Below are 14,477 nucleotides of genomic sequence, written 5' to 3' on the forward strand. Positions count from 1 at the left end.
CGGAACGTCCGTCCGGGCCCGCCGCGGCGCCGGTTGACAGTCTTCCCGAGCGTCGCATAGACTGAAGCGTTCCGAACGCGGCGGGCATCGGTGCGAGGAGGGAGACAAGGCGTCATGGCGAAGAAGACCGGACCGGAGAACGACGAGACCAGGTTGGCGAAGCGGGTGCGGGAGCGGCTGGCGGGACACGAGAACCCCGAGGGCGACGCGGCGGTGCGGAAGCTGCGCAAGCGGCTGAAGCGGGCCCAGCGCCGCCGCCGGAAGCTCGCGCTCCGCAGGCAACACGCGATGAAGAAGCAGGCGGCGTCGGCGTAAGCCGGCCCGTTCCGGGCGGCGGCGGACCGGGCCCGGTGGGAGGAGAGGGGATGGCGGAAGCGGAGAAGCAGTCCGAGGAGTTCTTCGAGCCGGAGGAAGGCGCGGCGACGGACGCCCACGTGGATCGCGTGGCCGACGCCCTCGCCATGCCTGCCGGTCCGACCGACGCCGAGCAGGCGGAGATCGAGGCCCAGGCCGCCGAGGAGGCCAAGCCGGAAGAAGAGGAGGTCAAGGACGAGGTCCAGATTCAGATCGACCTCCTCAAGGACCCCGACTGGGCGGTCCGCCGCGAGGCGGTCATCACGCTGGGCGAGATGGGCGATGAGCGCTGCGTCGAGCCGCTCGTCCGGGCGCTGCGTGACGGAGACTGGCAGGTGCGGGAGGTCGCGGTCGAGGCACTCGGCCAGGTCGGTTCCCCGGCTGTGGACCTGGTGGTCAAGCAGCTCCGGGACTGGGATGTCCGCAAGTTTGCGATCCGCACGCTGGGCAAGATCAAGGACGAGCGGGTCCTCGATCCCCTGGTCCAGCAGCTCCGCAGCGACGAATTCGGCGAAGACGCCACCGACGCGCTGGTCGAGCTGGGCGAGCCGGCGGTGGAGCGGCTGCTCGAGGCGCTGACGGACAAGGACGAGCGCATCCGCCGCCAGGCCATCATCGCGCTGGGACGGATCGGAGACCGGCGCGCGGTGGACCCCTTGATCGAGATGACGAAGGACAAGGATTGGTTCACGCGGCTGACGGCCGCCGCGGCGCTGGAAAAGATCGGCGACGACCGCGGCCGCGAGGCGATCAAGCCCCTGCTCAACGACCCGGACCTTGTCGTGAAGATGCGGGTGGAGCGGATCCTGGCGGCCTGGAAGAAGAAGGCCGCGAACGCCTGATCGGCCCCCCGGTTAGTCCTCCTTCAGCAGGGCGTCCAGCTCCTGCTGAATCTCATCCAGCCTGGCGCGCGGGATCGCCTTCCCCAGTGTCAGCTCCAGGTGCGCGTCGCGCGCTTTCGCCGCCAGGGACTTCACCCGGGCCGCCTTGCCCCCGCTTCCTTCCGCCTCGACCGCCTTCTGAATCTCCTCGACCGTGTCGGCCAGCTCCTTGGCCGCGGTGCCGTAATTACGGTCCAACAGCTCCGACTTCGCCTGCACGACCTGCGACTTCGCATCCAGGAGCGACTGGCGGAACCGGAAATCCCGCTGCATGCCCAGGGTCTTGTCCACCAGAGAGCGGGACAGGTCCGCGACCGACTTCTGCAGCTCGGGGATGGGCCGTTTGCCCACGTAGTAGCCCGCCGCGAACACCGTGCCCAGCAACGCCAGCATGCCGATCAATTTGAGCATCGTCCGACTCCCCTCGCGATCGTGGTCACCGGAGGCCGGCCAGCGCCTGCGCCAGGCTGCCGGCCGCGGCGATGCGGACCGCCGCATCGCCGTCCTGGAGCGCCTTCTTGAGCAGGGGCACGACGGCGGCGCCGCCGATCCGGCCCAGCGCGCGCGCGGCCGCCCGTCGCGGCTGGGGCTGCTGGTCCTGGAGCAGCGGCTCCAGCAGCGGCAACGCCCGCGTCCCGCGCGGCTGGCCGAGGGCCTGGGCCGCGGCGCTGCGCACCGACGGGTCCGCGTGCGTGGCGAGCGCCGCGGCCACGAGCAGCACGTCCTGGTCGCCCAGGCGCAGGAGCCCCTCGACCGCCCCGGCGCGGACGAGCTCGACGGGGTCGCGCGCGGCCTGCCAGAGCAGGGGGCGCGTGTGCGCGAGGCCGAGGCGGCCGAGCGCGGCGGCGGCGAGGCTCCGGACCTGCGGGCTGTCGTCGCCGAGCAGGTGGGTGAGCGGTCCGGCGCCGGCCGGGTCGCCGAACTGGCCGAGTGCGCCGGCGGCGAAGGCGCGCACGGAGGGGTCGGGGTCGTAGACGGCCTGCGTCAGCACGGGGAGGCTCGCCGGCCGCTTGAGGGCGCCCAGCGCACCGAGCGCGGCCATGCGGGTGTCCGGGTCGGGGAGCGTCGCGGCGCCCTCGAGCTCGTGCAGCGCCGCCGTACGGCCGAGCTTCACGAGGGCGGCCAGGGCGAAGACGTGGGCCGGCCCGTCCTCCCGCCGCGCGATCTCGACGAGGCGGGCGATCAGGGTCCGGTCCTTCGCTCCGCTCGCGCCCAGCGCGTTCAGGGCCGCGATGCGCACGGCGGGGACGGGGTCCTGGAGGGCGCGCTTGACGGCGGCCGCGCCGGCCGCTCCCGCCCGCCCGAGCCCCTCGACGGCCCGCGCCCGTACCATGACGGAGGCGTCGAGCAGCCCATCCTCCAGCAGCGGCAGGACGTCCTTGCCGCCCAACTCGGCGAGCGCGGTGTAGGCGGCGACCCGGACGAACTCGCTGGCATCGCGCGCGTGGCCGGTGATGAGGGCGAGAGCGAGCTGTCGCAGCCACGGCAGGTTGTCCGGTCGGCCCGGGGGTACGAGCCGGGCGTAGAGCGCGAGCGCGGTCTCGGCCCGGCCGAGCTTGAGGTAGCTCTGGAAGCCGGCCTGCAGGAGGTCGCGGGAGGGGGCGAGCTCGGGCGGCAGGGATTCGAGCAGGCGCACGACCCGGTCATAGTCGCCGCGCCGGTAGGCCTCGATCGCTTCCTGCTGGGGTGAGTCGCGCCGCGGCGGAGCGGCCGGCCAGACCGGGCCGACGCCCTGCGGGATGAGCGCCGCCAGGGCGATCAGCGCGAAGGCGATCCGCGCGAAGGCGATCCGCATGAGGCTGAGGAGAGGGCGTCGCTTCACCGGTGGTCGTCAGCGCGGCGTGGTGTCCAGGCCGGCGGCCGGGGCGTAATAGAGGGTCATGTATTCCTTGACCATCCGGCGGGTGCAGAACCGCGGGACCACCGTGCGGATCGCGTCCTTGACCACCTGCATCCAGCCGCGCGGGATGCCGTCCCGATCCCTCGTGTAGTAGAGCGGGACGACGTCCTGCTCCAGGATGCGGTAGAGCTGCTCGGCGTCGTGGAGGTCCTGGGCCTGCGGATCGCCGAGGTGGGCGGAGGAGGGGATCGCCCAGCCGTTGCCGCCGTCGTACCCTTCCTGCCACCACCCGTCCAGCACGCTCAGGTTCGGCACGCCGTTGAGCGCGGCCTTCTGGCCGCTCGTGCCGCTCGCCTCCATGGGCGGGCGCGGGGTGTTGAGCCAGACGTCCACGCCCTGGACGAGGTACTTGGCCATGTGCATGTCGTAGTCCTCGAGGAAGGCGACATGGCCGCCTAGGCCGTGGTCCTTGCAGAAGCTGTAGACTTCGTGGATGAACCGCCGGCCCGGCTCGTCGGCCGGATGGGCCTTGCCCGCGAAGATGATCTGGACCGGGCGCCAGTGGTCCTGCAGGAGGTGCTGCAGGCGCGTCAGCGAGCTGAAGACGAGCGTCGCGCGCTTGTAGGTCGCGAAGCGCCGGGCGAACCCGATGGTCAGCGCCTCCGGGTCCAGCAGCGTGCCGTTGGCGAGGACCTGCGTCGCCTCCAGCCGCCATTGCATCCAGCCGGCGCGGGCGCGCTCGCGGATGAAGCTCATGAGCTTGCGCTTGAGCGCCTGCCGCACGGCCCAGAGCTCCTGGTCGGGGATGTCGGTCACGCGGTGCCAGACTGCCGGGTCGTCGCTCCGGTCGGCCCAGTCGGGGCCGAGGTGACGGCTGTACAGGTGGTTCATCTCCGGCGCCACCCAGGTGGGCACGTGGATGCCGTTGGTCACGCTCCGGATGGGCACCTCCTCCTCGGGCAACTCGGGCCACAGGGCCTTCCACATCCGGCGGGACACGTGGCCGTGCTCGCGGCTGACGGCGTTGACGTGGGAGGCGAGCCGCAGCGCCAGGGCCGTCATGTTGAAGCCGTCCGGCCGCTCCGGATGGCCGCCGAGCGCGAGGAAACGGTCCCGCGACAGTCCGAGCTGGTCCCAGTACCGGTGGAAGTAGCGGTCCATCAGCTCGATCGGGAAGACGTCGTGGCCGGCCGGGACCGGGGTGTGGGTCGTGAAGACCGTGCTGCGACGCACCAGCGCGGCCGCGTCCTCGAAGGCACGGCCAGCCTGGACCAACTCCCGCACGCGCTCGAGGGTGAGGAAGGCCGAATGCCCTTCGTTCGCGTGCCACACCGCCGGCGAGAGCCCGAGCGCGCGCAACGCCCGCACGCCGCCGATGCCGAGGACGATCTCCTGCGACAGCCGGATTTCCTGATCGCCGCCGTAGAGGCGGGCGGACAGGGCGCGATCGTCCGGCGCGTTGTCCGGCACGTCGGTGTCGAGCAGGTAGAGGATCACGCGTCCCACGCAGACCCGCCACACGACGGCGGATACCGTCCGCCCGTTCAGCTCGACCGCGATCCGGCAGGGCGCGCCCGACGGGGTCAGCGCCTGGTGGATCGGGGACTCCATCCGGTTGAAGGGCTCGTACTCGGCCTCCTGCCACCCGTCGGCCGTGATGCGCTGGCGGAAATAGCCCTGCGGGTACATGAACCCCAGGCCCACGAGCGGGATGCCGAGGTCGCTGGCCTCCTTGCAATGGTCGCCGGCCAGGATGCCCAGGCCTCCGCTGTAGATGGGGATGGAGTTGTGCAGGCCGAACTCGGCGGAGAAGTAGGCGACGGTCCGGTCGGCCCCCGCCGGATAGGTCTTGGCGAACCAGGTGCCCTTGGCGTCGAGATAGTCGTCGAAGGCCTTCAGGACCGCCGAGTACTGGCGGACGAAGGCCGGGTCGTGGCCGAGCGCCGTCAGCCGCTCCGGCTTGAGCTCGTGGAGGAGCTTGACGGGGTTATGGTGGCTGAGTCGCCAGAGCGTCGGGTCGAGGTGCTCGAACAGCGCGCGGGCCTGCGGGGTCCAGCTCCACCAGAGGTTGAAGGCGAGCTCCTGCAGACGGGCGAGGGCGCCCGGCAGGGGTGGCGCGGCGGGGCTGGCGACGGACTCTTCGCTCACGCGTCCTCCTTGGTCGATTGCGGGATGATCCGATTGTCCGGCGGATGAGGCGCGGCCCCCCGGCGGGCCGGGGCGGAGGCCCCTGGCCGGCTCAGGCATGGCCGATCTTGTGCCGCGACGCCCAGGCCGCCGTGAAGGCCACGGCGGCGTACCGCTCCCCGAGGATGCGGGTGACGCGATTCATGAGGTGGGTCAGCTCCTGGAGCTGTTGCGGGCGCAGGTCCTGCCTGAACCGGGGATGGAGCCCCCAACGGGTTTCGACCTCTTCCCCCTCCACCGCGGCCATGACGCTCACGAGCTTGATTTCTTCGGGCGCGCCGGACCCCGGCGCGGCAGGCCTCGTCGCGGCGCCCGCCACGGGCGTGGCTCCGGTGGCCGGTTCCCCGGCGTACGCCTGCTCAAAGAGGCCTTGCAGGGCGGGTATCACGGCGCCGGCGCAGAGGGTGGCGGCGGAGAGCACCATGCCGTCGCCCGTCGCGCCCATCAATCGCGCCACCCGCTCCGCGAAGGTTTTCAGGTACTCGTCCTTGGCCTTGCTCTCTTCCGTGACCACGAACTGGAATCGCTCGTAGGTCTGGCGGCTCTCCGTGACGGTCTTGCCGACGGTGAGGATGAATTCCATCTCGTCCGAGTCCGGCCCGAGGGCCGGGGCCAAGACCGCCTTGAGCCGGCTCGTGACCGCGTCCTCCAATTGGTCCATCAGGGCCGGCTGGTCCTGGAGGGGTACGTAGAAGGCCGACAAGCGGTCCACGAGGTTGAAGAAGACCTTCAGGAACTCCAGGTAGATCTCCCACTCGGCCCGTTTCTTGAGCTTGAGCGAGGCCTCCGGGGCGCTCTTCTTGACCATCGTGACGGACTCGCCCGCCACGGCCACCATCAAGGAGGCCAGGTCCCTGAGTATCCTGCTGTGCGGATCGGCTGCGCCCATATCGCCTCGCGAACGGCGCTCATTATATACGAGTCCGGCGCGGCATCCAACCCGTCGCTCGGGCCTGGGCCTCGGCGGGCAGCCCGTGCGGCGGGGCGTCGGCACGGCGACGTTCCGGTGAGCAGGAACCCTTTGCAACGGGTCCGGCCCTGTGCTATTCCTCACGCGCGGTCCCGTCGGTGGGGAGGGGGAGGCCGTCATGGAGATCGGCCGGCGTCGTCTGCGGTCCAGCCTGCCGGCGGGGCTCTGCCTGGCCCTGGCCGCCTGCGCGACCCAGCCGCTGAACTTCACGCTAGAGGTGCCGGCGGCGGTGAACCTCAAGGCGAAGGGGGTGGGGACCCTGGCGATCACGACCTTCGAGGGCCCCGGCGAGCTGGGCCGTCGGGTGACCGATGCGGTGACCGCTCGGCTCGTCGAGCGGCAGTATCTGCGGATCGTCGAGCGCGAACAGCTCCTCGCGCTCGACAAGGAACTGGCGCTCGGCATGACCGGCGTGGTGGACGAGAAGCAGGCGGCCAGGGCCGGCAAGGTCCTGGGCGCGGATGCGCTCCTCCTGGGCAAGGTGGTTCCCAACCCCCAGCACGCCCGGCTGACGATCTCCTACCGGGTGATCAAGACGGAGACGGGAGAGATACTGGCCGCGCGGCAGGTGCAGGTCGGGCTGCCGGAGGCGGCCGGGCGGCATCGGTCGAGGCGGGACGAGCCGCCGAAGCCGGAAGCCATGCCGCGGCTGATCGAGAACGCGGGCCGCCGGTTGGCGGCGGAGCTGGCGCCGCATCCCGTCAAGGTAGAGCGGGTCTTCGAGACGGACGGGCTCTTCGGCGACGGCGGCGTGAAGCAGGGCATCGAGCTGATCAAGGCGAACCGGCCGGAGGAGGCGATCGCCGAATGGGAGGCGGTCCGCGCGCGCGACCCGCGCAACAGCGCGGCTTGGTACAATCTGGGCGTCGCCTACGAATTGCTGAATCGGTACGACAAGGCGGAGCAAGCCTACCGCGCTGCGGAGCGGATCGACCCCAAGCCCCTCTACGTGGAGGCGGTGGGCCATGTGAAGGAAGCCGCCGCGGCACACCATCGGCTGGAAGAGGAACGGTGACCGGCGGGACCGGGCGGTGCCGTCCCTCGCGGGGGTGTTGAAAGGGGAAGCATGGAACGGGAATCCAAGCCCTACGTCTTGCGGCGACCGGCGGACGAGGCGCCGCAGGCGGCCCTGTCCATCGACTATGCCAAGGCCTTGAACCGGCAGCAGCTCGCGGCGGTGACGGCGGCGGATGGGCCCGCGCTGGTGATCGCGGGCGCGGGCAGCGGCAAGACCCGCACGCTCATCTACCGGCTGGCCTACCTGATCGACCGGGGCGTGGACCCGGGCCGGATCCTGCTGCTCACGTTCACGCGCAAGGCCTCGCAGGAGATGCTCGAGCGGGCGGGCGAGTTGATCGGCGCGCGGAGCGAACGGGTCTTCGGCGGGACGTTCCATTCCGTGGCGAACGTGCTCCTGCGGCGCCACGGCCGGCCCATCGGCCTGGAGCCGGGCTTCACGATCCTGGACCGGGGGGACGCCGAGGACCTGCTCAACCTCCTCCGCGGCCAGTTGGGCTTGAGCGAGAAGGACAAACGGTTCCCGCGCAAGGGGACCATCGCGGAGATCTTCAGCAAGTGCGAGAACACGCTCAAGGCCCTCGAGGAGGTGGTCCTGGAGGAGTTCCCGCACTTCGCCGAGCACCTCGATGCGCTGGACGAGCTCAGGAAGGCCTACGAGACCGCCAAGCGCCAGCGGCAGTTGCTCGACTACGACGATCTGCTGGTCAAGCTGCGCGCGCTGCTGGACCAGGACAAGCCGACGCGCGAGACGGTGTCCTCCGCCTATCGCCACATCCTGGTGGACGAGTACCAGGACACCAATCGCCTGCAGGCCGACCTCGTGCGCAAGCTGGCCGCGACCCACGAGAACGTCATGGTCGTGGGCGACGATTCCCAGAGCATCTACCGGTTCCGCGGCGCGACGTTCCGGAACATCATGGACTTCCCCGCGCTGTTCCCCGGGGCGGCGGTCTACAAGCTGGAGGAGAACTACCGGAGCACACAGCCCATCCTCAACCTGGCGAACGAGGTGATCGCCGCGGCGGCCGAGAAGTACACCAAGCGCCTCTTCACCAGGAAGCTGGACGGTCCCCTGCCGGTCCTGGTCCAGGCCGGCAGCGAGAACACCCAGTCGCGGTTCGTGGCCCAGAAGATCCTGGAGCTGCGCGAGGAGGGCGTGCCGCTGGGGGAGATTGCGGTGCTCTTCCGTTCGAGCTTCCATTCCTTCGACTTGGAGATCGAGCTCTCGCGGCGAGACCTGCCCTTCGTGAAGCGGGGCGGGTTCAAGTTCATCGAGACCGCCCACGTGAAGGACCTGCTCGCGCACCTGCGCGTCCTCGAAAATCCCCTCGACGCCGTGAGCTGGAACCGCCTCCTGCTGCTCGTGGAGGGGGTCGGGCCCAAGAAGGCGAAGGACCTGGTCCTGGCCATGACCAAGGACGGCCGCCCCCTCGACCGGCTGCGCGAGGCGGCCGGCCGGACGGGGCGGCTCCGGGACCTGGCGCGGATGCTGGAGGAGGCGGGCCAGGCGGCCGACCTGGGGCCGGCCGAGCAGGTGAACCGGGCCTACGAGTATTACCTGCCGATCCTGAAAGACCAGTACGACGACTATCCGAAGCGGATGCGGGACCTCGAGCATCTCTACGCGATGGCGGAGCGCTACCACCGCCTCGATGAGTTCCTCGCGGACCTGGCGCTCGAGCCGCCGGATGCGAGCGTCGTGGACGTGGAAGCGGAAGATCGGGAGACAGAGCGCCTGGTGCTCTCCACGATCCACTCGGCCAAGGGCCTGGAATGGCAGTGCGTGTTCGTCATCTGGGTGGTGGACGGGCGGTTCCCCTCGGCCTACGCCTTCGGCGCGGAGGAGGACCTGGAGGAGGAGCGCCGCCTGTTCTACGTTTCGGTGACCAGGGCGAAGCGGCACCTCTTCCTCACCTATCCCATCAACGTCTACGACAAGGCCAGCGGCGCGATTCTCTCCAAGCCGACGCGATTCCTGGACGGGATTGACTCCTCCCTCCTGGAGAACTGGAGCCTCGTGGAGGAGGACTCCCGTGAGTCGTGGGGGTAGGCAGCGCCTCGGCCGGCCGGCAGTCCTGGCCTTGGCGCTGGCGCTGCTGGTCGGACCGGCCGTGCCGGCGGAGCGCGCGTCCGGCGAGGGGCGGGGCGGGCCGAAGGGCGCGGCGGCCGGGGCGAGTCCCTGGCGCACCTTGATCGCCCAGGCCGCCGGTCTCGGCCTCCCCACCGGCTTTCTCCGGCTCATTCCCCCGGACTTCGTGACCTTCGAGTTCGGGGACCTGCGCACCTTCGCGGCCGAGTACCATCCGGATGAGCACCGGATGGTGCTGAATCGGAGCCTGTCGTTCAACCGGGCGGGCGGCGTCCTGCGGCCGCTGGCCGGGCTGCCCCACCACGAGGTGAAGACCCTCTACCACGAGCTGTTCCACGCCTACATGGACTTTCTTCAGGCCCGCCCGGAGGCGGCCGACTCCCGCGGGGCGAAGCTCGTGGCCTTTGCCCGCGACGTGCGGGCCTGCCGCTACCAGTACGTCGAGATCACGCCCGTCCAGCAACGGAAGACGGTGACCGAGGAACGGCTGCTGACGGAGCGGGAGGGCTGGGAGGCCTTGAACGAAACCTGGGCCGTCTTCGTCGGCTGGGCGACCTGGACGAAGCTGGAACTTGCCGCCGGCAAGGGAAAGCCCCGGTCCGCCGACACCTGGCGGCAGCGGTTGCGGAAGGCGGACCAGGCCGCGGAGATCGTCGGCTACTACGAGCCGGAGGACCCGGAAGAGCGGGCCGTCACGCACAAGCGCTACCTGGCGCCGCTGCATCGGATCACGCCCGCGGAAGTGGCGATGCTCCTGGAGGTCGTTTTCGAGGAGTCGCCGGAGGAGGCTCGACGGGACGTGTCGGTGATGGAACAGGACCGGCCGCTCCCCAAGGACGCGATGCCCTGCCGGTCGGCGGAGCCCTCCCATGGGTAGGGGAAGCCCCCCGCGATCCCGCACATCGACCGCGGGGCCCAGGCCGAGGCCGCGCGCGAAGGCTCCCGGTAGTTGGAGTCGCAGGCGGAGATGTTCCTGGGCAGGCCGCCGCAATGTCTGTGTCGTCGGGTTCTTGAGCCTGCCCTGGTGGTTCGAAGGTGGGGCGGGGGCGGGGTCCACCGATCCGCTGTTCTCTCTGGTGCTCGCGGCGGTGCGGGGCCACGACATCACGATCCTCGCGCCGAACGTCCTGGAGTTGCTGGTTGGCCCCCCGGAAGAAGAGCTGCAACCGGTGATTCTCCGGAACCTGGCGGCCTCGTTCGAAGGCCATGAGAATTTGACGGGTTTCAGACGAGGCTGACTGGCACCAACGTCCATACCACGCTGCGCTTGGAGTTCGTCCCCGAGCGGCTCATGGGGGAGGCGCAGGGAGTGCTCGATCGCATGCGGGCCCGGCTCGAGGTGCGGATTCCGGCAGCCCAGGTGGTCATCGCGCCCATCAGCCGCTCTTCTGCCCTAACCGGGAAATCCGGCCGCGGCCGTTTCTGTCGGGAGCCATTGGCCCTGGCGGCCCAAGCCGCCAATCTTTCATGGAATTCTGCTTGACAATCCGGAACTTCGCTCGTACAATCCGGCATTTCCTGAGCATGGCCGCTCCGATCTGATCAGTCCCTCGCGTTCCATTGCATTTCCCGGCAACGGGGCGAAGGACTGACGGCGGGGTCGTTTGCTTTGTTGTTCGGGCTTCCCACCGGTCGATTCAGCCACCGCGTGATGTCGAGCTTGAGCGACTACCGATCGTGAAATCCGTCATGGGCAGGTACCCAAGTGGACAAAGGGGGCAGACTGTAAATCTGTTGCCATCGGCTTCCAAGGTTCGAATCCTTGCCTGCCCACCATCCCGTAGCGCAGCGGAGGTCCCGCGGCCCCGTGATCATGCGGGCCGCGGGATCGGCGCTCTGGCGGCCGTGCCGTGTAAAGGGGCGGGCGTAGCTCAGTGGTAGAGTCCCAGCCTTCCAAGCTGGTTGTCGCGGGTTCAAATCCCGTCGCCCGCTCCATAAAGAAAACGTTAAGGCGTGAAACGGTATTCGTGAAGCGTGAAGCGCATGAAAGAATGAGTCCTGGAGATCGCGAAATACGCTTCACGAGTCGCGAACGACGCGCGGCGAAGCTGAAAGGCCCACGTAGCTCAGTCGGTAGAGCACGTCCTTGGTAAGGACGAGGTCACGCGTTCGATCCGCGTCGTGGGCTCCACAAGCGAGGAGAGGCGTATGGCGAAGGCGAAGTTTGAGCGGCGCAAGCCGCACGTGAACATCGGGACGATCGGGCACGTGGACCACGGGAAGACGACGCTGACGAGCGCGCTGACGAAGGTGTGCAGCGAGCGGGGGATGGCGAAGTTCGTCAGCTACGACGAGGTGGCGAAGGCGTCGGAGAGCCAGGGGCGGCGGGACCCGACGAAGATTCTGACGATCGCGATCAGCCACGTGGAGTACGAGACGGAGGCGCGGCACTACGCGCACGTGGACTGTCCGGGGCACGCGGACTACGTCAAGAACATGATCACCGGGGCGGCGCAGATGGACGGGGCGATCCTGGTGGTGAGCGCGGCGGACGGGCCGATGCCGCAGACGCGGGAGCACATCCTGCTGGCGCGGCAGGTGGGGGTGCCGTACATCGTGGTGTTTTTGAACAAGGCGGACAAGGTCGACGACAAGGAGCTGTTGGACCTGGTGGAGCTGGAGGTGCGGGAGCTGTTGACCAAGTACGAGTTTCCGGGGGACAAGACGCCGATCATCCAGGGGTCGGCCATCAAGGCGATGGAGGGGGACCAGTCGCCGATCGGGGTGCCGGCGATTCTGAAGCTGCTGGAGGCCATCGACACGTACATTCCGACGCCGGCGCGGCCGATCGACAAGCCGTTTTTGATGCCGATCGAGGATGTCTTCACGATCAGCGGGCGGGGGACGGTGGTGACGGGGCGGTGCGAGCGGGGCGTGGTGAAGGTGGGGGACGAGGTGGAGATCGTGGGGTTGCGGCCGACGCAGACCACGGTGGTGACGGGCGTGGAGATGTTCCGCAAGGTGCTGGACGAGGGGCAGGCGGGGGACAACATCGGGGTGCTGCTGCGGGGGACGAAGAAGGACGAGGTGGAGCGGGGGATGGTGCTGGCCAAGCCCAAGAGCATCACGCCGCACACGAAGTTCAAGGCGGAGATTTACGTGCTGACGAAGGAGGAGGGGGGGCGGCACACGCCGTTCTTCAACGGGTACCGGCCGCAGTTCTACTTCCGGACGACGGACGTGACGGGGGTGATGCAGTTGCCGGCGGGGGTGGAGATGGTGATGCCGGGGGACAACGTGAGCGTGACGGCGGAGCTGATCGCGCCGATCGCGATGGATCAGGGGCTGCGGTTCGCGGTGCGCGAGGGCGGGCGCACGGTGGGCTCCGGCGTGGTGACGGAAATCGTGGCGTAACGAGGAGCCGGCCGCCTCGGCCGTCGGTCCGAACGGATCGCATGCCGAACGCCGAAGGCTCGGGAGTCTGAGATGCGCGAGATCATTGCCATGGCCTGCACGGCGTGCAAGCAACGGAACTATTCGACGACGAAGAACAAGAAGAACGACCCGGACCGGCTGGAGCGGAACCGGTTCTGCAAGTTCTGCCGGAAGCACACGCCGCACAAGGAAGTGAAGTAGGGGGCGGCGGTCGGAGCGGGTTCCTGGGGGGGCATGGTGTTAACGGCTAGCATGGCGGTCTCCAAAACCGTAGGTCCGGGTTCGAATCCTGGTGCCCCCGCCACCGAGCGTGCTCGGCCGCGCACGCTCCTGCTCGTGCGTGCGCGGGAGGTGCCTTCGCGGCTCGATGAAGAGGTGTTCCCATGTTCAAACGCCTGTGGGCGTCCATCAACGAGTTTCTGAGCGACGTCAGGAGCGAGCTGAAGAAGGTCTCGTTCCCGAGCAAGGCGGAGACCATCGGATCCACGACGGTCGTGATCATCTTTTGCATCATCATGTCGCTGTACCTCTCGGTCGTGGATTCGTTCCTGGTGTGGTTGGTCAGCAAGGTGATCTAGCGGGGACGGCGCGGCCAGGGCTCCGTCGCGGGCCGGGACGCGCGCTCCGTCGCTGCGGGGAAGGGAGACGGCGGGGTGGTGAAGACCGAAGGGACGCAGATGACCAAGAGCTGGTACGTCATCCATACCTACGCGGGCTTCGAGGGGCGGGTGAAGAGCAGCATCGTCGAGCGCGCCAACCAGATGGGGCTCGCCGACCGGCTGGGGCAGGTCCTCGTGCCGACGGAGGATGTCGTCGAAATCAAGGACGGCAAACGCCGGACCTCGAAGCGCAAGTTCTTCCCCGGCTACGTGCTGGTGGAGCTCGAGTCGCCCCTGACCGAGGAGACGCTCCAGCTCATCAAGGAAACGCCGAAGGTCACCGGCTTCGTCGGCGGCGGGGCTCAGCCGATTCCCCTGACGCCGGAGGAGGCGGAGTCCCTGCTCAAGCAGGTGGACGCCGGCACGGCTGCCCCGCGGGAGCAGATCCGCTTCATCAAGGGGGACAATGTCCGGATCATCGACGGTCCCTTCATGGGCTTCAACGGACTCGTGGAGGAAGTGGACACCGACCATAACCGGGTGAAGGTCCTGGTGAGCATCTTCGGGCGATCCACGCCCGTGGAATTGGGATTCTTGCAGGTGGAGCGCATCTAAGCGGTCAGCCGTCGGCGGTCAGCCTCGGGGCGGTGCTGCTCCGGGCCGGGTACGGCGGGCCGACCGCTTCGTGACAGGAGTGAAGACATGGCCAAGGAAGTCGTGACCCAGATCAAGCTGCAGATTCCCGCCGGCAAGGCCAATCCCGCCCCGCCGGTCGGGCCATCGCTCGGGCAGCACGGCGTGAACATCATGGAGTTCTGCAAGCAATTCAACGCGCGGACCCAGAAGGAAGGCGACAGCATCATCCCGGTCGTCATCACGGTGTACAAGGACCGGACCTTCAGCTTCATCACGCGCACCCCGCCGGCGTCGGACCTGCTCAAGAAGGCCGCGGGGGTCATCAAGGGCGCGGGGGTTCCGAACAAGGACCGGGTGGGCGTGATCACCAAGGCCAAGGTGCGCGAGATCGCCAAGCAGAAGATGCCGGACCTCAACGCGGCCGATTTGGACGGCGCGGTCAAGATCATCGAGGGCACCGCGCGCAGCATGGGGATCGCGATTCAAGGGTAGCCCGCCGGTCGGCGGCGGTTCTCTCTCTAAGGAG

At 69.0% G+C, this 14,477-nt stretch carries 15 protein-coding genes and 4 tRNA genes; 15 read left to right on the plus strand and 4 right to left on the minus strand.

Going from position 1 to position 14,477, the window contains the following annotated elements; all coding sequences use genetic code 11:
- Window positions 1–114: 114 nt before the first annotated feature.
- Window positions 115–315 carry a hypothetical protein gene (locus tag AC1U7O_RS01270; RefSeq protein WP_479892739.1) on the plus strand — a complete coding sequence of 67 codons (201 nt, stop codon included), beginning with the start codon at window positions 115–117 and terminating at the stop codon, window positions 313–315.
- 50 nt (window positions 316–365) lie between these two features.
- Window positions 366–1,196: a HEAT repeat domain-containing protein gene (locus AC1U7O_RS01275; protein ID WP_479892740.1), complete on the plus strand. Its 831-nt coding sequence runs from the start codon at window positions 366–368 to the stop codon at window positions 1,194–1,196.
- A 12-nt stretch (window positions 1,197–1,208) separates the two neighbouring features.
- Here AC1U7O_RS01275 and AC1U7O_RS01280 read toward each other — a convergent pair whose 3' ends face one another.
- The 4 genes from AC1U7O_RS01280 to AC1U7O_RS01295 form a co-directional block, all read right to left on the minus strand.
- Complete coding sequence (locus AC1U7O_RS01280) at window positions 1,209–1,646, minus strand: hypothetical protein (protein WP_479892742.1); 438 nt, start codon at window positions 1,644–1,646, stop codon at window positions 1,209–1,211.
- 25 nt (window positions 1,647–1,671) lie between these two features.
- Window positions 1,672–3,057, minus strand: coding sequence for a HEAT repeat domain-containing protein (locus tag AC1U7O_RS01285; protein ID WP_479892743.1), 1,386 nt, complete (start codon window positions 3,055–3,057; stop codon window positions 1,672–1,674).
- 9 nt (window positions 3,058–3,066) lie between these two features.
- Window positions 3,067–5,223, minus strand: coding sequence for an alpha-glucan family phosphorylase (gene glgP / locus AC1U7O_RS01290; RefSeq protein WP_479892744.1), 2,157 nt, complete (start codon window positions 5,221–5,223; stop codon window positions 3,067–3,069).
- Between the two features lie 91 nt (window positions 5,224–5,314).
- Window positions 5,315–6,151 carry a hypothetical protein gene (locus AC1U7O_RS01295; RefSeq protein WP_479892745.1) on the minus strand — a complete coding sequence of 279 codons (837 nt, stop codon included), beginning with the start codon at window positions 6,149–6,151 and terminating at the stop codon, window positions 5,315–5,317.
- Window positions 6,152–6,350: 199 nt separating this feature from the next.
- On the opposite strand from AC1U7O_RS01295, the gene AC1U7O_RS01300 reads away from it, so the two are divergent.
- From AC1U7O_RS01300 to rplK, 13 genes are all read left to right on the plus strand, one after another.
- A complete protein-coding gene (locus AC1U7O_RS01300; protein ID WP_479892746.1) occupies window positions 6,351–7,247 on the plus strand; it encodes a tetratricopeptide repeat protein in 897 nt (298 codons plus the stop codon).
- Between the two features lie 51 nt (window positions 7,248–7,298).
- On the plus strand, window positions 7,299–9,302 hold the full coding sequence (locus AC1U7O_RS01305; protein ID WP_479892747.1) for an ATP-dependent helicase: 2,004 nt from the start codon (window positions 7,299–7,301) through the stop codon (window positions 9,300–9,302).
- Window positions 9,286–10,218 (plus strand): hypothetical protein, encoded by a 933-nt coding sequence (locus AC1U7O_RS01310; protein WP_479892748.1) that lies wholly within the window; start codon window positions 9,286–9,288, stop codon window positions 10,216–10,218. Before AC1U7O_RS01305 ends, AC1U7O_RS01310 begins: the two co-directional genes overlap by 17 nt.
- 133 nt (window positions 10,219–10,351) lie before the next feature.
- Window positions 10,352–10,579: a hypothetical protein gene (locus tag AC1U7O_RS01315; RefSeq protein ID WP_479892749.1), complete on the plus strand. Its 228-nt coding sequence runs from the start codon at window positions 10,352–10,354 to the stop codon at window positions 10,577–10,579.
- Between the two features lie 453 nt (window positions 10,580–11,032).
- Window positions 11,033–11,117, plus strand: a tRNA-Tyr gene (locus AC1U7O_RS01320).
- Between the two features lie 84 nt (window positions 11,118–11,201).
- Window positions 11,202–11,276, plus strand: a tRNA-Gly gene (locus AC1U7O_RS01325).
- A gap of 120 nt (window positions 11,277–11,396) precedes the next feature.
- Window positions 11,397–11,472: transfer RNA gene (locus AC1U7O_RS01330), tRNA-Thr, on the plus strand.
- A gap of 17 nt (window positions 11,473–11,489) precedes the next feature.
- The gene (gene tuf, locus AC1U7O_RS01335) at window positions 11,490–12,695 is read left to right on the plus strand and encodes an elongation factor Tu (protein ID WP_479892750.1); all 1,206 of its coding nucleotides are present in this window, start codon (window positions 11,490–11,492) and stop codon (window positions 12,693–12,695) included.
- A 72-nt stretch (window positions 12,696–12,767) separates the two neighbouring features.
- Entirely contained in the window at window positions 12,768–12,917 is a 150-nt protein-coding gene (gene rpmG, locus AC1U7O_RS01340) for a 50S ribosomal protein L33 (protein ID WP_479892751.1), read from the plus strand.
- 27 nt (window positions 12,918–12,944) lie between these two features.
- Window positions 12,945–13,020 (plus strand) — tRNA-Trp (locus AC1U7O_RS01345).
- A 79-nt stretch (window positions 13,021–13,099) separates the two neighbouring features.
- Entirely contained in the window at window positions 13,100–13,294 is a 195-nt protein-coding gene (gene secE, locus AC1U7O_RS01350; protein WP_479892752.1) for a preprotein translocase subunit SecE, read from the plus strand.
- A 99-nt stretch (window positions 13,295–13,393) separates the two neighbouring features.
- A complete protein-coding gene (gene nusG, locus AC1U7O_RS01355; RefSeq protein ID WP_479892880.1) occupies window positions 13,394–13,930 on the plus strand; it encodes a transcription termination/antitermination protein NusG in 537 nt (178 codons plus the stop codon).
- A gap of 87 nt (window positions 13,931–14,017) precedes the next feature.
- Window positions 14,018–14,443 carry a 50S ribosomal protein L11 gene (rplK, locus tag AC1U7O_RS01360; RefSeq protein WP_479892753.1) on the plus strand — a complete coding sequence of 142 codons (426 nt, stop codon included), beginning with the start codon at window positions 14,018–14,020 and terminating at the stop codon, window positions 14,441–14,443.
- Window positions 14,444–14,477: the final 34 nt, after the last annotated feature.

This window comes from Candidatus Nitrospira neuquenensis, assembly GCF_979578155.1.